Origin of the sequence: Croceibacterium mercuriale (genome assembly GCF_000802385.1) — a bacterium.
Lineage (GTDB): Bacteria > Pseudomonadota > Alphaproteobacteria > Sphingomonadales > Sphingomonadaceae > Croceibacterium > Croceibacterium mercuriale.
Window position 1 is genome coordinate 994,094 of sequence record NZ_JTDN01000002.1, and the last position, 18,327, is coordinate 1,012,420.

Here is an 18,327-nt window from a genome sequence, read left to right on the forward strand (position 1 = left end):
CTGGCGAATGATCCGTGCCAAGGCGCGGAACGCGAGACACAGGATGGGCAGGTGATGATCGAATTGCTGGCAGGCGGCGCCGCGCAGGCGATCCGGTGGGAAGAGCTGGGCCTCAGGCCCGGGATCGAGCTCGGCTTCTTCACCTTGCGCTATTACTCGCTGGCCTATCTCGGCGGGATCCTGCTGGCCTACTGGCAGGTGTCGAAGATGGTGCGCGCGCCCGGCAGCCCGATGGCGCAGCGCCATGTGGACGACCTGTTCTTCTGGTGCACGCTGGGCATCATCCTGGGCGGACGGCTGGGCTATGCCGCGTTCTACCAGCCGGCCCTGTTCACCAGCTGGGACAGCACGGAGACGGTGCCCTGGGCGCTGCTGCGCCTGTGGGATGGGGGCATGAGCTTCCACGGCGGGCTGATCGGCACCACGCTGGCGATGGCCTGGGTCGCCTGTCGTGGCGGGGTCAGCTTCATCCGGGTGACCGACTACGTCTCCGTCGTGGTCGGCTTCGGCATGCTGTTCGGCCGCCTGGCCAACTTCATCAATGGCGAGCTGTGGGGCCGGCCGACCGATGGCGTGCCCTGGGCGATGATCTTCCCGCGCGATCCGCTGGGCCTGCCGCGCCATCCCAGCCAGCTGTACGAGGCGGTGCTGGAAGGGCTGGTGGTGGTCGTGATCATGCTGCCGCTGTTCTGGAAGACGCGCGCCCGCTGGCGGCCGGGCGTGCTGACCGGCTGCTTCGTGACGCTGATCTCGCTGGGGCGCTTCACCGCGGAGTTCTTCCGCGAGGCGGATGCGCAGCTGGCCTGGGTGCCGCAGACGACCGGCCTGAACATGGGCCAGTGGCTGACGATCCCGCTGATCGTGGCGGGCATCGGGCTGACCGCCTGGGCGCTGCGCCAGCCGGAGATCGGCGCTGCGCGCCAGCCCGCCACGGCGTGACCGGCGCCTCCCGCAGCGGGGCGGAGCGCTTCCGCCGGCTGATCGCCACATCGGGCCCGATCGGCGTCCACCAGTTCATGGGGGAGGCGAACGCGCTGTATTATGCCAGCCGCGATCCGCTGGGCGCCGCTGGCGATTTCGTGACGGCGCCGGAAATCAGCCAGATGTTCGGGGAGCTGCTCGGCCTGTGGCTGGCCGATGCCTGGCACCGTGCCGGCGCGCCGGACAATGCCGCCTATGTGGAGGCGGGGCCGGGGCGCGGCACGCTGGCGGCGGACGCCTTGCGGGCCATGGCGGGTGCCGGACTGCGCCCGCCGCCGCATCTGGTGGAAGGCTCCCCCGCCCTGCGTACCTTGCAGGCGCAGGCCGTGCCGGGTGCAATGTTTCATGACGATCTGGCCACCCTGCCGGAGGATCGCCCGCTGCTGATCCTGGCGAACGAGTTCCTGGACGCGCTGCCCGTGCGGCAGCTGGTGCGGATGGGCGATGGCTGGCGGGAGCGGATGGTCGGGCTGGATGGTGACGGGCAGTTCGCCTTTGTTGCGGGCGACCGGCCGATGGATGCCGCCGTGCCGGCCGGGTACGCCGATGCCGCCGAAGGCACGATTATCGAGACCTGCCCGGGTGCGGCGGCGGCGGTGGAGGAGGTCGCCCACCGGCTGGTGCGGCAGGGCGGCGTCGCGCTGTTCATCGACTACGGCCACCTGCGTCCGCGCACCGGATCGACGCTGCAGGCCGTGCGCGCGCATCGCAAGGTACCGGTGTTCGAGACGCCGGCGGAAGCGGACCTGACCGCGCATGTCGATTTTGCCACCCTGGCCGATGTCGCCCGCCGGGCCGGAGCGCGCGTCAGCTTCATGGCGGAGCAAGGCGCCTTCCTGCGGACCCTGGGACTGGACGCCCGCGCCGCGCAGCTCGCAGGCCGTACACCTGCCCGCGCCGGCGAGCTGGCGGCGGCGGTCGAGCGGCTGGCCGGACCGGATCAGATGGGCACATTGTTCAAAGTGATGGCGCTGGCCGCGCCCGGCTGGCCGGACGGCGCGGGCGGCTGATCATTTGCTCCGGAACACCGGGGCGCATCCGGCGGTTCTCCTGCCAAGTGCCGCACACGCGCTGTGCGGCAACCAAGGAGATGGACCATGGGCGAGTACGAGCCGGACGACAGCCGCGATGTAACGCTGAAGCCGAACAATGTGCCGGGCGAACCGGCGCCGACCGGCCCGCGCGAGGACGAAGCGCGCAAGCAGGCGCAGACGGACAAGGGCCAGCCAGGCAAGACCCAGCCGCACCAGCAACAGCAGGCGCAGAGCCAGTCGCAGGGCGGCATGAGTCAGTCGATGGGCGGCATGAGCCAGTCGATCGGCAAGCCCGCACCCAACACGGTGACGGACGTGGACAAGGAGGAGCAGGCCCATGCACCGGGCGCTTCCCGCGTCCAGGCCGACACCTTCGAGGAGAAGGACGTGCAGGTGGTTGATCCCGCACCCTGGGGCGCCGAGGCAACGCCCCCATCCACGCCCGATCCGAACCGCGAAAGCGACACCGGGATCGGCGAGGCCAGCTATGACAGCTATGCCGACACGCTGAGCGATCAGGCCGGGGGCGGCGACGATGCCCGGCGCCGGCAGGCGGCCGAGCAGGGCGATGCCGGCGACGTCCCGGCACCGGCAGATTCCGACGAGGATGCCGAAGCAACCGAGCAGGACAGTGCCGCGCGCGGCTACGGCGATTCCGGCGAGGACCGCCTGGCAATCCTGCGCGACGGCAAGTCCTGAACTTTTTACCAGAGGAGCGACTGACAATGGCAGATGCAAGCGCAATCCGTGAACATATGGAAGTGATCGGCGCCGACGGCGTGCACGTGGGCACCGTGGACAAGGTCGAAGGCGACCGGATCAAGCTGACCAAGAAGGATTCGGGCGCCCAGATCGAAGGGGCCGAGGGCACCCATTCGGGCCATCACCACTTCATCTCGCTGGGCCTGGTGGCCGAGGTCGAAGGCGACCAGGTGCGCCTGAGCGCCACGGCGGCGAATGCGCAGCTGTTCGAGGAAGAGGAAGGCGAGGGCTGACGGCCTGAAGGTCTTCGTAACTTAGCCGGACGGCCCGTCGCTGATGCGGCGGGCCGTTTTCGCATGTCCTGTGGCGATCGTCAGCAAGGCATCATCGATGCCAGGGCATCCGCAGCCGTTCTCCGCAGGACGCTGATCCAGGCTGGGTGCCGCTGGTGGAGCGGGGATGCGGTGGTGCAGGCCAGCCTTGGCCGCCACGCTTTGTTCGGGGACGGCGCCTGCCTGTCCCTTGACGGTTGATCGGTAGCGGAACAAACAGAGAACGTTCTTTGTTTGCGAGTCGCCGTGACCATTCCCATACCCACGATTGCCGAGCTTCGCGAAAGCTTGCAGGCCATCTCCGGCGACATCCGGGACCGGCCGGTGCTGCCATTTGGGGTGGCCGGGCTGGATGGCCGGCTGGCCGATGCGGGATTGCGGCTGAACGCGCTGCACGAGGTGTCTTCGCGCGGATCGGGCTGGGGCGACGATGCCGCTGCGGTGCTGTTCGTGGCCGGGATCGCCGCCCGCACGCAGGGCGAAGTGCTATGGGTGGTGCGATCGCGCGACCTGTTCGCCCCGGGCCTGTACCAGGCGGGGCTGGCCCCCGCCCGGGTGATCTATGCCGAGGCGCGCGACGATGCGGAACTGCTGGCGCTGCTGGAGGAAGGCCTGCGGCATCGTGGCCTGGGGGCCGTGGTGGGGGAGGCCCGGCGCATGCAGATGGCGCAGGCCCGTCGGCTGCAGCTGGCGGCGGAGGGCGGCGGCACGGTGGCATTGCTGCTGCGGCGGCCGGGGCGCAATGGCGCCGACCCGATGGCGGCGCCGTCCGCGGCGGTGACCCGCTGGCGCGTAACCCATGCGCCATCGGCGCCAGTCCCGTGGGACGGGCTGGGCCGGGCGTGCTGGCATGTCGAATGCGTCCGCCAGCGTGGCGGCGACCGGTTCGAACTGATGGTGGAGGGCTCCGATGAAGCGGGTCGCCTCGCTCTACCTGCCCAGCTGGTCGATCGACCGGCTGCGCAGGATCGGGCGCTGGCACGCGCCGTCGGCTGAGGCTGGCGGGGGTGCCCCCCCTTCGACGCCGCCCGAGGCGTCGTTCAGGACAGGCTTCGCCGCGCTGGGCGCGGATGCGGCAGCGGAGCGTGCGCAGCATTGTTCCGTGCCGAAGGAAGGTGGCTGGCGCCCCGGCGCGCGCTGGGCGCGCAGCGATCCCGATGCCGGTGATCGGGCTGGCGGCAGCGGGCTGGCCGACACGCGCAATGCGGTGGAGGCGGTGGTCGCGGCGCTGCCCGCCCACCAGCGCCCGCCCCAGCGTGAGCTGGGCCGCACCAGCCAGGCGGCCGACCATCCGTTCCGGAAAGGTCTGACCCGACCGCCGGAGGAGCGGGTCGCGGCTCCGGCTCCCCTACGCGAGCTGTCGCGCCGGACGGAGGCGGCCGAGCCCCTGTTCCGCCCGGGCACACGGGGCTGGCAGAACGAGGATCTGCAGGCGTCGGTCGACGGGCTGCCGGCGCATCGGCGGCCTTCGTTGCAGGAGCTGTCACGCAAGACGGAAGTGCTGGACAACCCGTTCCGTCCGATGCCGCCCGACGAGTTCGGCCCTGCGCGCCGCATCGCCATGCCGTCGCTGCAGTTTCCGGGCGAGGATGCGCCGGCCAAGGCAGGCCGGGGTGCCGCATTGCGGGGCGAGGAGAAGCGCGACCGCCACCGGAACGAGGCGCCGTCCCTGCGCCAGCTGGCAGCCATGCCGCCGGTGCACGGCCCGGGCGAGGATGTCGTGGTGCGCCGCGCGATGAAGGCGCCGAAGCGCAGCGCGCGCGACGGACATGGCGGGGAGGCCGGCCATGTCGCAGCGCCCAATGTGGCGCAGAGCATGAAGCAGCTGGCCGCGATGCCCGCCGTCCAGTTCCCCGGCGAAGGCCCGCACCCCGACAATCACGGACGCAGCGAACCGACCGCGCCGACCTACGGCCAGGGCCGTTTCTTCCAGACCGGCCGCACGCTCGCCAGCGTGGTGTCCCGTGTGTGCGGGGACGAGGATCCCGGCGGCCATGAACGGAGCGAGCCCGACGAGCCGCCACTGGTGACCGTGCGCAAGATCGGCCCGCGGGTCGAGGTGGCAGCCGCGAACGGTACGGCGCGTGCGCTCGGCATCGGTCCCGGCACCGCCCTCACCATGGCGCGCGCGCAGGTGCCGGGGCTGGAGGTGCGCGATGCGGATCCGGAGGGCGATGCCGCCAGCCTGGCCGCGCTGGCCGAACTGCTGGCCCGCCGCTGGGCACCGACCGTGGCGATCTCGGATGCGGACGGGCTGTTCGTGGAACTGACCGGCGTCGCCCACCTGTATGGCGGGGAGGGGCGCTTCTGCCGCCGGTTGCTGCGCCTGCTGGCCCGGCATGGCATCGCCGCGCGGGTGGCCGTGGCCGACACGGCCGGCGCGGCCTGGGCGCTCGCCCGCTTCGGTCCGCCGGACCCTGCGCAGATCCTGCCAACCGGCATGCAGGGGCAGGCGCTGGCATCACTGCCGGTCGCAGCCCTGCGGCTGGAGCCGCGCGCGCTGGAGCTGCTGGCGCGGCTGGGGGTGGACTGCATCGGGCAACTCGCGGCCATGCCCCGCGCGCCGATGGTGCGCCGTTTCGGCCGGACCGTCACCGACCGGATCGACCAGGCGCTGGGCCATGTCCCCGAACCGTTCGAGCCGGTGATCCCGCCCACCCGCGTCGCGGTGCGGCAGGGCTTTGCCGAACCGATCGCAACGCCGGAGGCGATCGAGCACTGGCTGCGCCAGCTGATGGGGCAGCTGGCCGTGGCACTGGCGCAGGCGGGGCAGGGCGCCCGCTCCGTCGAGCTGGTCGCCGAGCGGGTGGACGGGGTGCCGCAGCGGCTGCGGCTGGGCTTCGCCCGTGCCACCCGCGATCCGGCGTACATGCTGCGCCTGACATTGCGGCGGATGGAGGAGATCGAGCCCGGTTATGGCATCGATGCCATCGCCTTGCTGGTGCGGCGGGCCGATCCGCTTGGGGCAGAGGCGCTCTCGCCCGCGCTGGCGCACGAGGGAGAAGCGGATCTTGCCCCGCTGATCGATGCGCTCGCCAACCGCATCGGGCCCGATCGGCTATGGCGCGCTGTCCCGATCGAAAGCGACGTGCCCGAACGCTGCTGGACCCGCGCCGCGCCGCTGGACCTGCTGCGCGAGCGGATGCCGGTACTGCGGCTGGACGATGTCCGCCATCTGGATGCACGGACGCCCGACCATCCCTGGCACCCGCGCTGGCCGCGCCCCGTGCTGCTGCTGCGCCGGCCGGAGCGGATCGATCATGTGCTGGCGGAAATGCCCGACCAGCCGCCCAAGCGCTTCACCTGGCGCGGCACCACGCACCGCGTAATCCGGGCCGAGGGTCCGGAACGGGTGGCGGGCGAGTGGTGGCGGCGCAGCCCGGAGCGGGAGGCCGTGCGCGACTATTTCCGGGTGGAGGACGAGGCCGGGCAACGGTTCTGGCTGTTCCGGCGCGGCGACGGGATGCGCAGCGAAACGGGCGACCTCAGCTGGTTCATCCACGGGCTGGGGGACTGAGCGCGTGGCCTATTCCGAACTGCAGGTGTCCACCCATTTCTGCTTCCTGCGCGGCGTGTCGTCGTGCGAGGAGCTGTTTTCGGCCGCGTCGGAGATGGGCCTGCCGGCGCTCGGCATCACCGACCGCAACTCGGTCGCCGGGATCATCCGCGCAATGGTGAATGCGGAGGAGGTCAGCCAACAGGGCAATCCCGTCCGCATGGTCGCCGGGTGCCGGCTGGACCTCGTCTCCGGCGCCTCCTTGCTGGTGTGGCCGGAGGATTTGGCCGCGTGGAGCCGGCTGACGAGGCTGCTGACGATCGGGAAGGCGCGCGCGCGGCCGCAGCAAGGGGAGAAGGGCCAGTGCTTCCTGCACTGGGAGGATGTGGCCGAGTACGCCGCAGGCCTCGTCGCCGCGCTGGTGCCGGGCACGGATGGCGCGAACGAGGATGAACTGCGCTGGATGGCGGAGCTATTCGGGGCAGGCTGTGGCGATGCGCGGGGGCATGTCTGCCTGACGCAGCGGCGCCGGCCGGACGATGCCCGCCGCCTGCACCGGGCGGCGGCGGATGCGCAGGCCTTCGGACTGTGGCCGCTGGTGACCGGCGATGTGCTGTACCACGAGCCGGAGCGCCGCCTGTTGCAGGACGTCGTCACCGCCATTCGCGAAAAGAGCACGATCGACGCGCTTGGCCTCAGGCGGGAGCGTTCGGCCGATCGCTGCCTGCATCCGCCGGGCGAGATGGCGCGCCGCTTCGCCCGCTATCCGCAGGCGCTGGCCGCGGTGGAGGCGGTGGTGGAACGCTGCATCTTTTCCCCCCGCGATCTGCGCGACCAGTACCTCTACCCCGAAGAGGAGGTGATCGCCGGGCAGACGCCGCAGCAGTCGCTGGAGAAGCTCAGCACCGCCGCGCTGAACAAGCGCTTCGATGGCGACCCGCCGCAGGCTTACCGCGAACTGCTGGCCAAGGAGCTGGGGCTGGTCGGCAAGCTCAACTATGCGGCCTATTTCCTGACGGTCCATTCCATCGTGAAATATGCGCGCAGCCAGAACATCCTGTGTCAGGGGCGTGGCTCGGCCGCCAATTCGGTGATCTGCTTCGTGCTGGGCATCACCTCCATCGACCCGGTGCTCCACCAGCTGCTGTTCGAGCGGTTCCTGTCGGAGAACCGGGCCGAGCCGCCCGATATCGACATCGATTTCGAGCATGAGCGGCGCGAGGAGGTGATCCAGTGGATCTACGAAACCTATGGCCATGAACACGCCGCGCTGACCGCGGTGGTCAGCCGCTTCCGCGCGCGTGGCGCGGTGCGGGAAGTGGGCAAGGCGCTGGGCCTGCCGGAGGACATGACCGCCGCACTGGCGGGGCAGGTGTGGGGCTGGTCGGAGGAGGGCGTTGCCGACCGGCATGTCGATGCACTGAACCTGGATCGCGGCGATCCGCGGCTGGCGCTGACGCTGGAGCTGGCGCGCGAACTGATCGGCACGCCGCGCCATCTGTCGCAGCATCCCGGCGGTTTCGTGCTGACCCGCGACCGGCTGGACCGGCTGGTCCCGATCGAGCCCGCCTCCATGATCGACCGCCGCGTGGTCGAGTGGGAAAAGGAGGATATCGAGGAGGCGGGCATGATGAAGGTCGACATCCTCGGCCTCGGCATGCTGGGCTGCCTGCGGCGGGCGTTCGACCTGCTGGCGCGGCACAAGGGCGTGCACCTGACCATGGATCATCCCGCGTTGCAGACCGACGACGAGGCGACCTTCGCCATGATCCAGCAGGCGGACACGTTGGGCGTGTTCCAGATCGAGAGCCGCGCGCAGATGGCGATGCTGCCCCGCATGCTGCCGGAAAATTTCTACGACATCGCCATTCAGGTGGCGATCGTGCGCCCGGGGCCGATCCAGGGCGACATGGTCCACCCGTATCTGAAACGGCGCGAGCAGAAGCGGAAGAACAAGAATATCGAGTTCGACTATCCCAGCCCGGCGCTGAAGGCGGTGCTGGAGAAGACACTGGGCGTCCCGCTGTTCCAGGAACAGGCGATGAAGGTTGCCATAGAAGGCGCCGGCTTCACCCCGGCGCGGGCGGACGAGCTGCGGAAAGCGATGGCGACGTTCAAGTACACGCAGGGCGTCGGCCAGTTCAAGGAGGAGCTGATCGCCGGCATGGCGGCCAAGGGCATCGGCCCCGACTTCGCCGAGCGGCTGGTCAAGCAGATCGAAGGCTTTGGCTCCTACGGCTTCCCCGAAAGCCACGCGGCCTCCTTCGCCAAGATCGCCTATGCGTCGAGCTGGATGAAGTGCCATCATCCCGATGTCTTCTGCTGCGCGCTGCTCAATGCCCAGCCGATGGGGTTCTACGCCCCGGCCCAGATCGTGCGCGATGCACGCGAGCATGGTGTGGCGATCTGGCCGGTCTGCGTCGTCAACAGCAGCTGGGATACCTGCCTGGTCGAAGAGGACGCGGCCCTGCAGGATGATGACGGCATCGGCCTGCCGCTGCGGCTGGGCCTGCGCATCGTCCACGGCGTCTCTGCGACCGATGTGGCCCGGATCATCGTCGCCCGCGATGCCGCGCCGTTCCGTTCGGTGGAGGATCTGTGGCGCCGGTCGGGCGTCTCGCTAGCCACGCTAGAGAAGCTGGCCAAGGCGGACGCCTTCCACACGCTGGGGCTGAACCGGCGGCAGGCGCTGTGGGCGATCCGCGGGCTGGGCGAGACGCCGCTGCCGCTGCTGGAAGCGGCCGAGCGGCGGGAAGAACCGGTCAGCCTGGTGCCGCTGACCGCAGGGCGCGAGGTGGTGGAGGATTACCGCGCCACGCAGCTGACCCTGCGCCAGCATCCGCTGTTCTTCCTGCGCGAGATGCTGTCGCGCCAGCGGGTGATCCCGTGCGAAGCCTTGCGCGGCGTCAAGGACGGCCGCCGGGTGGAGGTCGCCGGCATCATCCTGGTCCGCCAGAAGCCCGGTTCCGCCAAGGGCGTGCTGTTCATCACGATCGAGGACGAGAGCGGCGTTGCCAACATCATCCTGTGGCCCGACCGGTTCGAGGCGCAGCGCACCGTGGTGATGTCCTCTGCCATGATCAGCGTGACCGGCGTGGTGCAGCGCGACGGATCCGGCGGCGATGGCGGGATCATCCATGTCATCGCGGACCGCATCCATGATCGCACCGCCATGTTGCGCGACGTGGGCGATATCGACATGCCGCGGCTGACCAGCCCCGGCGACGGCGCCACCCATCCCGGATCGCCCGATCGCGGCGACCCGGGATGGAAGTCACGCATCCGCAGCGATTACCACCCGCCGTTCCGCAACGGGTGCGATCCCGAGGACGTGATCCCGATCCGCAGCCATGACTTCCACTGATCTCAGGCCTGCGCCGCGATCGAGTAGAAGGCGCAGGCATGCGGTCGCAGCTCGACCGACAACGCGCCCCTGACGGTCGCCTCGCGTCCGGTCCAGATATCCCGCACGCGGGCCTGGTCCGGCGCGGCCAGCGCCTTCAGCGGCTGGTCGACGGGCAGCGCGCGGTCCGACAGGTTGAACAATGCGACATAGATGCGGTCTCCGGTTTCCGACTGGGCGCGCCACACCGCGCGCTGGGCATCGCGCCACAGCGGCTGGTTGGCGGTGGAGTGCTGGTTCACCGCGATTGCTTCCGCATTGGTCAGCAGCCGGTGCGTGGCATCGTTCATGGACCGGAGATCGCCGCCCATGATCAGCGGGGAGCGGGCGATGGACCACAGGGTCATCAGCGTCTGCTGCTCGTCCCGGGTGAACTTCGTGTCGCTTTCGCCCATGCGCAGGCGGCCCAGCGGCAGCATGTCGGCATCGGGCCAGGCACCGGGACGGCGGAAGGCGTTCCACTTCTCCAGCCGGCCGAACTGGTCCAGCAGCAGCTGCCATTCATCCCAGAAATCGTCGGAGATGCGCCACATCTGCGCGTGGTTCTGCGCATGGGCGCCCCACGCCAGGTTCGCCTCGCCCGGCGACAGGCTGAGGATCATAGGCCGGCCCGTGGCATCCATTGCATTGCGGATGCCTTCGACCTCCGCCCAGTTGTCCTCGTATGGCCGGCTGATATCGTCCACCTTCACGAAATCGACGCCCCACTCGGCCATCTGCGCGAAGACCGAATCGTAATAGGCCTGCCCGCCGGGATGGGTCATGTCGACGCCGTACATGTCGCTGTTCCAGGTGCAGACGGACAGCGGATTGGCCACCTGCCGCGCGGTCCAGGCCGTGCCCAGCACCGGCAGATCGCGTTCGTAGGCCAGCCGCGGAATGCCGCGCATCAGGTGGACGCCGAACCTCAGCCCCAGCCCGTGAACATGATCCGCCAGCTGCTTGAACCCGCGCCCGCCCGCGGCACTGGGGAAGCGGTTGGGGGCAGGTTGCAGCCGACCATGCCCGTCCATCGCCAGACTGGCGCCGGGCCGGTAATCGTAGCCGGTCGCGTCGGGCTCGTACCACTGGATATCCACGGTGAAGATGTCGTAGCCGGCCGGCAGCAGCCGCTCCGCCATGACCGCCGCCACCTCCCGCGCCTGCCGCTCCGTGATGGTGGTGGCGAAGGAGTTCCAGCTGTTCCAACCCATCGGCGGACGCGGCGCCAGCAACGGCCGGGTACTCGCGGTCGAAGCCGGCAGGCCGGATTGCGCCCAAGCCGGGGCAAGCCCCAGCAACGGCGCGATCCCTGCAACGGCGCTGCTGCCGATGAAGGCACGTCGGTCGATAGTCGTCATAAGCTCTGGCCCCTGAAATCCGCTCTCAGGCTCACGGCGTAGCGGGCACCGCTCCTCGCATACAGCAGGATCTGAGTGCCGCGACGGTCCGTATGCTCGTCCTCCTGGCAGACTGACGGACCTGTTTGAACGCAGGGGGCTGGTGGCGAAAAGGCTGGCACAGCCTGCCCTGCGATCACAAGCCGGGCTTTGTAATGTATGATTGCTGCGTTGCAATAATGCGAACAGTTCGGCGTCAAACGGGCTAGGTTCGCCACCGATCCACACGGCACTCCGACCGTTGCACCGACTCGAGGTCCAATTTGCAGCTAGCTCTCTTGAAAACCGTTCGTGCGGATTTCCCGGCGTCGGTCGTGGTCTTCCTCGTCGCGTTGCCACTGTGCCTTGGCGTGGCACTCGCGTCCGGCGCACCGCTGTTTTCAGGCGTGATCGCCGGCATTGTCGGCGGCATCGTCGTCGGCGGACTGTCGAAATCGCCCTTGTCGGTCAGTGGTCCGGCCGCCGGGCTGACCGTGATCGTCTTCGCTGCGATCGAGCAGTTGCCGACCTTCGAAGCGTTTCTGCTGGCGGTGATGATCGGCGGCGTGCTGCAGGTCGCGCTCGCCGCGACGCGGTCGGGTATCGCTGCCGAGTTCGTGCCGTCTTCGGTCATCACGGGCATGCTGGCGGCGATCGGCCTGATCCTGATCCTGAAGCAGGTGCCGCATGCGATCGGCTATGATGGCGAGTTCGAGGGCAGCTTCGAATTCATCCAGGCCGATGGCAGCAACACCTTCACCGCGATCATCAACGCCGTGCGGCAGCATCTGTCGGCCGGCGCCCTGCTGATCGCCTTCGCCAGCCTGGTGTTCCTGTTCTGGTGGGACAAGGCCCGGCCCAAGGAGGGCCCGTTGCGCTTCGTGCCCGGCCCGCTGGTCGTGGTGCTGATCGGCATCGGCGGCAATGCGCTGCTCGGCCTGGTGATGCCCCGGTGGCAGCTGGGCCCGAGCCATCTGGTGCAGGTGCCGATCGCAAACAGTGTCGGCGAGTTCACCTCCTTCTTCGCCACGCCGGACTTCTCGCAGATCGGCAATGGCGCGGTGTGGACCGTCGCGGTCACGCTGGCGATCGTCGCCAGCCTGGAATCGCTGCTGAGCGTGAAGGCGGTCGACGAGCTGGATCCGCAGCGCCGCACCACCCCGAAGAACTGGGAACTGATGGCCCAGGGCGGGGGCAACATCGTGTCCGGCCTGATCGGCGGCCTGCCGGTCACCTCGGTGATCGTGCGGTCGTCCGCCAATGTTGATGCCGGCGCGCAGAGCAAGCTGTCGACCATCCTGCACGGCACGTTCCTGCTGCTCAGCGTCGCGCTGATCCCGGCGCTGCTCAACCTGATCCCGCTGGCGGCGCTCGCCGCCGTGCTGATCGCGACCGGTTACAAGCTGACCAAGCCCAAGCTGTTCACCGAGCGCTACAAGCAGGGCTGGACGCAGTTCGTGCCCTTTGTCGTCACGATCACGGCGATCCTGTTCACCGATCTGCTGATCGGCATCGTGATCGGCCTGGTCGTCGGCTTTGTCTTCGTGATCGCGCGCAACTTCCGCTCCGCCATCACCTTCGTCTGCGATGATGGCGACTGCCTGGTCCGCGCGCGGCGCAACCTGTATTTCATCCACAAGTATGAATTGCAGACGAAGCTGGGCCAGGTGCCCGACGGCGTCAATCTGCTGATCGACCTGTCATCCACCAGCTATGTCGATCTCGACAATGTCGACATCATCAATGCCTTCATCAAGGGCGCCGACTACCGCCGCATCAACGTCACCGTGCGGGGCGACGTCGCGGAACGCAGCGCGCCGCTGATCAACGCCCCCACTTCCGGGATCCGCTTCGCATGAAGAACTACAAGCAATTGCTGCTCGCCAACCGGGCCTGGGCGATGGAGCTGCTGGACGAGAAGCCCGACTTCTTCGCCCGCCAGGTACAGGGGCAGAAGCCCGAATTCCTGTGGATCGGCTGTTCCGACAGCCGGGTCAGCCCGGAACAGATGACCATGACGCCGCCCGGCGGCATGTTCCTCCACCGCAACATCGCCAACCTGGTGAACGAGGACGACCTCAACCTGATGTCGGTACTGCAATATGCAGTCACCGTGCTGGGCGTGAAGCACCTGATCGTCTGTGGCCATTATGGTTGCGGCGGGATCAAGGCGGCGCTGGATGGCGGCACAACCGGGCCGGTGGATACCTGGCTGCAGACCGCGCGCAACGTGGCCGACGATCATTGGGAAGAGCTGGGCAACCAGCCCACGCCCGAGGCCAAGGTGAACCGCTTCGTAGAATTCAACGTGCGTGACCAGCTGGTCAACCTGGCGCGCACCGCCACGGTACAGGACGCCTTCGCCCGCAAACAGGAACTGTATCTGCACGGCTGGGTGTACGACATACGCGACGGGCGCATCAAGCCGCTGATGGAGATCGACCGCGACACCACGCTGGAGGCGGTGCCCCATCCCCGGCGCGTGCTGCTGACGGAAGAGGAACTTCAGGTCGCGGCCGAGACGACCGAGGGGTAAGCTGTCCGCAGGCGAGCTGTCAGGATGCCCGCAGGAAGGCGATGATGTCGGCCCGGTCCAGCGGGTCGGGGATCCCGGCGAAGCGCATGGACGTGCCGGGCACCATCCCCTGCGGGTCGGCCAGCCACGCATCCAGCGTCGCATCGTCCCACCGTCGCCCGTGCGCGCCCGCAGCCAGCAGCGCGGCGGTGTAGCCGAAGCGCGGATTGCCCTGCGCCAGGCCCTTGCCGTGAATGCCCGCCAGGTTCGGACCGGCCAGGTTCGCCCCGCCGGCAGTGATCGTGTGGCAGGCGGAGCAGCGCGCGAACTTGCCCTGTCCCACATCCGCATCGGCGACGCGCAGCAGGGCTGCGAGATCCGGCTCCGGCCCGGCGGCACGCAGGCGCTCCTCCCGACGCTCGTCCGAACAGGCGGCGAAGGCGACCATGAGCAACAGGATGGCGATCTGCCGGTGGATCTGCATCGGTTGCAGGTAGGTGATCCATCGCCCTGCCGCCAGCGGCGCGTACGTTGAACTCCGGGCAGCAGGCCGCTATCCGGCAGGCGCGGCGACCACGTTCCCGCCTGTGGATCAAGACCGGGACGGCCCGGCGGCGACGAAGGAGGCTGTCATGGCCTGGATTGCGCTGTTGTTTGCCGGATTGTTCGAGATCGTATGGGCCACCGCGATGAAGCAGTCGGACGGCTTCACCCGGCCGCTGCCGACAATCCTGATGGTGGTCGCCATGCTGTTCAGCTTCGGCCTGCTGGCCTGGTCGCTGAAGGTGCTGCCGCTCGGCACCGCCTACACGATCTGGACGGGGATCGGCGCGGTCGGTGCGTTCATCATCGGGATCGCCTGGTTCGGGGAGGCGCTGAGCCTGATGCGCGTCACCGCGGCGGTGCTGATCGTCTGCGGGCTGGTCATGATGAAGCTGTCTTCCCCCGCCTAGGCCGGGCTGCCGGGCGGAGCCAAAGGCAGCCAGGTGCATTTGGCCTTCACCCAGGCAGGCCTGTGCCTGCCGATCGATCCGGAGGTCAGAATGAACCGCATCAATCGAGTGCTCCCCGCCGCCGTCCTGCTGCTCGTCGCGGCCTGTGACGGGCCGCAGGAGCAGGCCGGCGAAACGGCCGATGTCGCCTCCGGCGCCGTGGAGTCCGAGGACAGCATGACCAGCGGCCCGGCCGAGACGCTCGGCGAGCGGGCCGACGAAGCGGCGGAGAGCGCCGCAGAAGCAGTCGATGCCCGGGCGGACGCACTGGAGGAACGTGCCGATGCCCAGCGCGACGCCGCCGACCGTCAGGCCGAGGCGCTGGAGCAGCAGGCAGAGCAGGTGCGCGGCAGGTAGCCGCCGCTCTGGCGGCGGGATGGCTTGAGCCCTAGGGGAGCCGGTCATGATCGATGACCCGTTCTTCTATGCCCTCGCCATCCCGGCCGTCGTGCTGCTCGGCCTGTCGAAGGGCGGGTTTGCCGGCATGGGCGCGCTGGCCATGCCGATGCTGGTGTTCGCGGTCGATCCGGTCCGCGCCGCCGCGATCCTGCTGCCGATCCTGATCGCGCAGGATGCGGTCGGCGTGTGGGCGTTCCGGCGTACCGTGGACTGGCGCCTGCTGGCATGGATGATGCCCGGTTCGGTCCTGGGTATCTGGCTCGGCTATGTCTTCGCGGCCAGCCTGTCGGCCCTGACGGTGATGGCCATGGTCGGTGCCATCTCGATCCTGTTCGGGCTCTACCGCCTGTGGACGGCTGGCCATGCCTTGCCGTCGCGGATGCGCCGATGGCCCGAATGGGTCGGTTCGCTGTTCGGCATCGCCTCCGGCTACACCAGCCAGATCGCCCATGCCGGCCAGCCGCCGTTCCAGGTCTGGGTCCTCCCGCGGAACCTGGAACGGGACCGGCTGGTGGGCACCACCGCGCTGTACTTCGCCGTGCTGAACTGGATCAAGGTGCCCGCCTATGTGGCGCTAGGCCAGTTCACGCCAGGCAACCTGCTCACCTCTGCGGCCCTGTTCCCGCTTGCGATCGTCGCGACCTTTGCGGGTGTCTGGCTGGTGCGCCGGGTCTCGGCGGAGCGGTTCTACACCGCGATCCACTGGCTGATGGTGCTGGTGGGCGTGGCGCTGGTGTGGGAGGCAGCGGCGGCCTAACCGTTACCGGCAGCGGCCGCCGGCCACCGATGCGGCAGCCGCCGGGCGATCGTGCCCGGGCCAGCCGCCATCCCCCGGCCGAAGCTGAGGGAATGAAACGGCCCGGCCTGCGCGCGCGTCGGAGTAGGTGGACCTATTGGCGGCAGTAGCCTTCGCCATCCTTGACCTTCAGGCAGTCGGTCTTGCCCGCAAGATATTTCAGGCCGGTCTCGTCGCCGCTGGCAGCACGCAGCACCTGGGCACCATCCGGGCGCGTGAAGGCGATGCCCTCCGCCGTGCCGACGCCTTCGTAGGAACCAGACATGTCCGCGTCCGTGCCATATTGCATCTGCAGGAGGTACATGCCCGGCTCCGCCGCCTTCGCCACGGTCAGGTTCAGCCCTTCGACCCCGATCCAGCGGCCAACCCACTCGTCACGGATCACCGGCCGGGCGCTTTCCGGCATGGTCACGGCGGCACGTGCCGGCCTGGCGGCTGAGGTCGGGGTCTCTGCAGGTTGTGCAACGGAACCCGCGTCGTCAGCTCCATCCGAACAGGCGGTCGCGCCGAGCGCGAGGACCAGCGGGAACAGCAACCATCTCATGCATGTGTCTCCTTCGACCGACCTGCCCACACGCCGTGAGCGGCTCGCCCCGCGCGTAGCGCAATTACCGGCTGGAGAAGACAGAAGATTGCCGCGGCTGCCACAACCGCAGGGCGGTCAGCGCAAGCATTGGCGGAGACGGAGTCCGCCGAACTCCTATCCAGGAGCGTCCGTCCGCAAGCGCGAGACAATGCGAAAACCGTCAATTTGCGTCGAACTTGCCGCTTATATGTTCGCCCGTGTTCGGTTGCGTTCCCATAAAACCGGGCTACTATCGGGGAACTGATAAGGGAACGGACCGGACTATGCCTCGCAAGCTGCACAATGCTCTGACCTCGCTGGCTGTGAAGGGAGCAAAGCCGGGGCGTCATGCCGATGGTGGCGGGCTGCACCTGCTGGTGAAGGAGACGGGCGCCCGTTCCTGGGTCTATCGCTTCATGTTGAACGGCAAGGCTCGCGACGTTGGCCTTGGCTCAGCGGCAGGCGCTGGCGCCATGTCACTGGCCGATGCCCGGCTGGCAGCCACCGCTCTGCGACTGAAAGTAAAAGCTGGAACCGATCCGCTTGCCGAGCGCAAACAGGCGGCTGCCGACGCGGCAGCGGCGGCGCAGGCTGCAATCGCGTCTAGCATGACGTTCCGCGATGCGGCGGAAACCTACATCGGCGCGAACGAAGCGAGCTGGCGCAACCCCAAGCATCGGCAGCAATGGCGCAATACACTAGCCAGCTACGTCTATCCGGTGATTGGCGACCTCCCGGTTGCCACCATCGAAACCGCCAACGTGCTCGCGATTCTTGAGCCGATCTGGAAGGACAAGGCGGAGACTGCCAGCCGCGTGCGCGGGCGCATTGAAACCGTGCTAGATAGCGCAAAGGCGCGCGGCTATCGGCAGGGGGAGAACCCCGCCCGCTGGCGCGGCCATCTGGCGCAAATCCTACCCGCCCGTTCGCGCCTGACGCGGGGGCACCACAAGGCGGTGCCCTATGGCGACTTGCCGGCGCTAGTGACGAACCTGCATGGGCGAAAGGCGACCGCCGCCCTGGCGCTGGAGTTCACCATTCTGACCGCCTGCCGTTCGGGCGAGGTGATCGGCGCGAGCTGGACCGAGATAGACACCGATAAGGCAGTCTGGACGATCCCCGCCAGCCGCATGAAGGCGGGCAAGGAACATCGGGTGCCCTTATCGCCTCGCGCCTTGGCGATTCTAGAGGAGGCCAATGCGTTTGGCAGCAAATGGCTGTTCCCCGGCGCCATAGGTGGCAACCTGTCCGGCATGGCAATGGCGATGCTGCTGCGCCGGATGAAGGTTGACGCCACCGTGCATGGCTTCCGATCGGCGTTCCGCGATTGGGCGGCGGAATGCACAGGGTACGCTCATGAGGTGGCGGAGATGGCTCTGGCCCATACTATCGGGGACAAGGTCGAACGGGCATATCGACGCGGCGACTTGTTCGGCAAGCGGCGGCGGATGATGGATGATTGGGCAAAATTCTGCATGAGTGGTAATACTGGTGGCGCCAGCGTGACACCATTGCGTGCATATCAGCTTTAGGTTCGAAACGAATAGCGGCCAACCAAGGGGGGAAAGTGCCAGCAATTGACCTTTACGAGGTGCTTGGCGTCTCGCCTCGATCGGACGATGTGGTCATACGCGCGGCGTACAAGGCCATGATGCTCAAGTACCATCCGGACACGAACTGTGCACCTGAGTCCGATACCCGAGCGAAGGCAATCAATGAAGCTTTCGCAATTCTGAGCAACCCGGCCGAACGCA

At 68.4% G+C, this 18,327-nt stretch carries 16 protein-coding genes and 1 pseudogene; 14 read left to right on the forward strand and 3 right to left on the reverse strand.

Annotated elements, in window-relative coordinates; translation table 11 throughout:
- Positions 1-54: 54 nt before the first annotated feature.
- The 7 genes from lgt (at position 55) to PK98_RS14085 (ending at position 9,909) form a co-directional block, all read left to right on the forward strand.
- Positions 55-939 (forward strand): prolipoprotein diacylglyceryl transferase, encoded by an 885-nt coding sequence (gene lgt / locus PK98_RS14055; RefSeq protein ID WP_200885040.1) that lies wholly within the window; start codon positions 55-57, stop codon positions 937-939.
- A complete protein-coding gene (locus PK98_RS14060; protein ID WP_039097435.1) occupies positions 936-1,991 on the forward strand; it encodes a class I SAM-dependent methyltransferase in 1,056 nt (351 codons plus the stop codon). The genes lgt and PK98_RS14060 overlap by 4 nt, the downstream gene beginning before the upstream one ends.
- A gap of 87 nt (positions 1,992-2,078) precedes the next feature.
- Complete coding sequence (locus tag PK98_RS14065) at positions 2,079-2,714, forward strand: hypothetical protein (RefSeq protein WP_039097436.1); 636 nt, start codon at positions 2,079-2,081, stop codon at positions 2,712-2,714.
- A 26-nt stretch (positions 2,715-2,740) separates the two neighbouring features.
- Positions 2,741-3,010 carry a DUF2171 domain-containing protein gene (locus tag PK98_RS14070; protein WP_039097437.1) on the forward strand — a complete coding sequence of 90 codons (270 nt, stop codon included), beginning with the start codon at positions 2,741-2,743 and terminating at the stop codon, positions 3,008-3,010.
- Positions 3,011-3,295: 285 nt separating this feature from the next.
- Positions 3,296-4,045, forward strand: a complete 750-nt coding sequence (locus PK98_RS14075; protein ID WP_039097438.1) for an ImuA family protein — start codon at positions 3,296-3,298, stop codon at positions 4,043-4,045.
- A complete protein-coding gene (locus tag PK98_RS17415; RefSeq protein WP_235425522.1) occupies positions 3,960-6,566 on the forward strand; it encodes a DNA polymerase Y family protein in 2,607 nt (868 codons plus the stop codon). The genes PK98_RS14075 and PK98_RS17415 overlap by 86 nt, the downstream gene beginning before the upstream one ends.
- Positions 6,567-6,570: 4 nt before the next feature.
- The gene (locus PK98_RS14085; protein ID WP_039097439.1) at positions 6,571-9,909 is read left to right on the forward strand and encodes an error-prone DNA polymerase; all 3,339 of its coding nucleotides are present in this window, start codon (positions 6,571-6,573) and stop codon (positions 9,907-9,909) included.
- A gap of 2 nt (positions 9,910-9,911) precedes the next feature.
- Here the strand turns inward: PK98_RS14085 and PK98_RS14090 are convergent, their stop codons facing one another.
- The gene (locus tag PK98_RS14090; RefSeq protein ID WP_052208738.1) at positions 9,912-11,288 is read right to left on the reverse strand and encodes a glycoside hydrolase family 27 protein; all 1,377 of its coding nucleotides are present in this window, start codon (positions 11,286-11,288) and stop codon (positions 9,912-9,914) included.
- A 317-nt stretch (positions 11,289-11,605) separates the two neighbouring features.
- On the opposite strand from PK98_RS14090, the gene PK98_RS14095 reads away from it, so the two are divergent.
- Complete coding sequence (locus PK98_RS14095; protein WP_235425523.1) at positions 11,606-13,165, forward strand: SulP family inorganic anion transporter; 1,560 nt, start codon at positions 11,606-11,608, stop codon at positions 13,163-13,165.
- Positions 13,162-13,842, forward strand: coding sequence for a carbonic anhydrase (locus tag PK98_RS14100; RefSeq protein ID WP_052208740.1), 681 nt, complete (start codon positions 13,162-13,164; stop codon positions 13,840-13,842). The genes PK98_RS14095 and PK98_RS14100 overlap by 4 nt, the downstream gene beginning before the upstream one ends.
- Before the next feature lie 19 nt (positions 13,843-13,861).
- On the opposite strand, the gene PK98_RS14105 is transcribed toward PK98_RS14100, so the two are convergent.
- The gene (locus PK98_RS14105; protein WP_039097441.1) at positions 13,862-14,305 is read right to left on the reverse strand and encodes a c-type cytochrome; all 444 of its coding nucleotides are present in this window, start codon (positions 14,303-14,305) and stop codon (positions 13,862-13,864) included.
- A gap of 148 nt (positions 14,306-14,453) precedes the next feature.
- Between PK98_RS14105 and PK98_RS14110 the strand changes: the two genes are divergently transcribed.
- Genes PK98_RS14110 through PK98_RS14120 form a run of 3 tightly spaced genes read left to right on the forward strand, consistent with a single transcriptional unit; the run spans position 14,454 to position 15,969 of the window.
- Positions 14,454-14,774, forward strand: coding sequence for a DMT family transporter (locus PK98_RS14110; protein ID WP_039097757.1), 321 nt, complete (start codon positions 14,454-14,456; stop codon positions 14,772-14,774).
- Positions 14,775-14,813: 39 nt separating this feature from the next.
- Complete coding sequence (locus tag PK98_RS14115) at positions 14,814-15,170, forward strand: hypothetical protein (RefSeq protein ID WP_039097442.1); 357 nt, start codon at positions 14,814-14,816, stop codon at positions 15,168-15,170.
- Between the two features lie 46 nt (positions 15,171-15,216).
- Positions 15,217-15,969, forward strand: coding sequence for a sulfite exporter TauE/SafE family protein (locus PK98_RS14120; protein WP_039097443.1), 753 nt, complete (start codon positions 15,217-15,219; stop codon positions 15,967-15,969).
- 133 nt (positions 15,970-16,102) lie between these two features.
- On the opposite strand, the gene PK98_RS14125 is transcribed toward PK98_RS14120, so the two are convergent.
- Positions 16,103-16,552 carry a hypothetical protein gene (locus PK98_RS14125; protein ID WP_039097444.1) on the reverse strand — a complete coding sequence of 150 codons (450 nt, stop codon included), beginning with the start codon at positions 16,550-16,552 and terminating at the stop codon, positions 16,103-16,105.
- Positions 16,553-16,857: 305 nt separating this feature from the next.
- On the opposite strand from PK98_RS14125, the gene PK98_RS14130 reads away from it, so the two are divergent.
- On the forward strand, positions 16,858-18,105 hold the full coding sequence (locus PK98_RS14130) for a tyrosine-type recombinase/integrase (protein WP_039097446.1): 1,248 nt from the start codon (positions 16,858-16,860) through the stop codon (positions 18,103-18,105).
- A 59-nt stretch (positions 18,106-18,164) separates the two neighbouring features.
- A pseudogene (locus PK98_RS17560) lies at positions 18,165-18,326 on the forward strand (J domain-containing protein); the annotation flags it as partial.
- Position 18,327 lies beyond the last annotated feature (1 nt).

What these genes read in the sequence shown, in the direction of transcription:
- PK98_RS14105 (WP_039097441.1), bottom strand. Translation starts at nt 14,305, where the DNA reads ATGCAGATCCACCGGCAGATCGCCATCCTGTTGCTCATGGTCGCCTTC.
- PK98_RS14090 (WP_052208738.1), bottom strand. Translation starts at nt 11,288, where the DNA reads ATGACGACTATCGACCGACGTGCCTTCATCGGCAGCAGCGCCGTTGCA.
- PK98_RS14070 (WP_039097437.1), top strand. Translation starts at nt 2,741, where the DNA reads ATGGCAGATGCAAGCGCAATCCGTGAACATATGGAAGTGATCGGCGCC.
- PK98_RS14120 (WP_039097443.1), top strand. Translation starts at nt 15,217, where the DNA reads ATGATCGATGACCCGTTCTTCTATGCCCTCGCCATCCCGGCCGTCGTG.
- PK98_RS14100 (WP_052208740.1), top strand. Translation starts at nt 13,162, where the DNA reads ATGAAGAACTACAAGCAATTGCTGCTCGCCAACCGGGCCTGGGCGATG.
- PK98_RS14065 (WP_039097436.1), top strand. Translation starts at nt 2,079, where the DNA reads ATGGGCGAGTACGAGCCGGACGACAGCCGCGATGTAACGCTGAAGCCG.
- PK98_RS14130 (WP_039097446.1), top strand. Translation starts at nt 16,858, where the DNA reads ATGCCTCGCAAGCTGCACAATGCTCTGACCTCGCTGGCTGTGAAGGGA.
- lgt (WP_200885040.1), top strand. Translation starts at nt 55, where the DNA reads ATGATCGAATTGCTGGCAGGCGGCGCCGCGCAGGCGATCCGGTGGGAA.
- PK98_RS14125 (WP_039097444.1), bottom strand. Translation starts at nt 16,552, where the DNA reads ATGAGATGGTTGCTGTTCCCGCTGGTCCTCGCGCTCGGCGCGACCGCC.
- PK98_RS14110 (WP_039097757.1), top strand. Translation starts at nt 14,454, where the DNA reads ATGGCCTGGATTGCGCTGTTGTTTGCCGGATTGTTCGAGATCGTATGG.
- PK98_RS17415 (WP_235425522.1), top strand. Translation starts at nt 3,960, where the DNA reads ATGAAGCGGGTCGCCTCGCTCTACCTGCCCAGCTGGTCGATCGACCGG.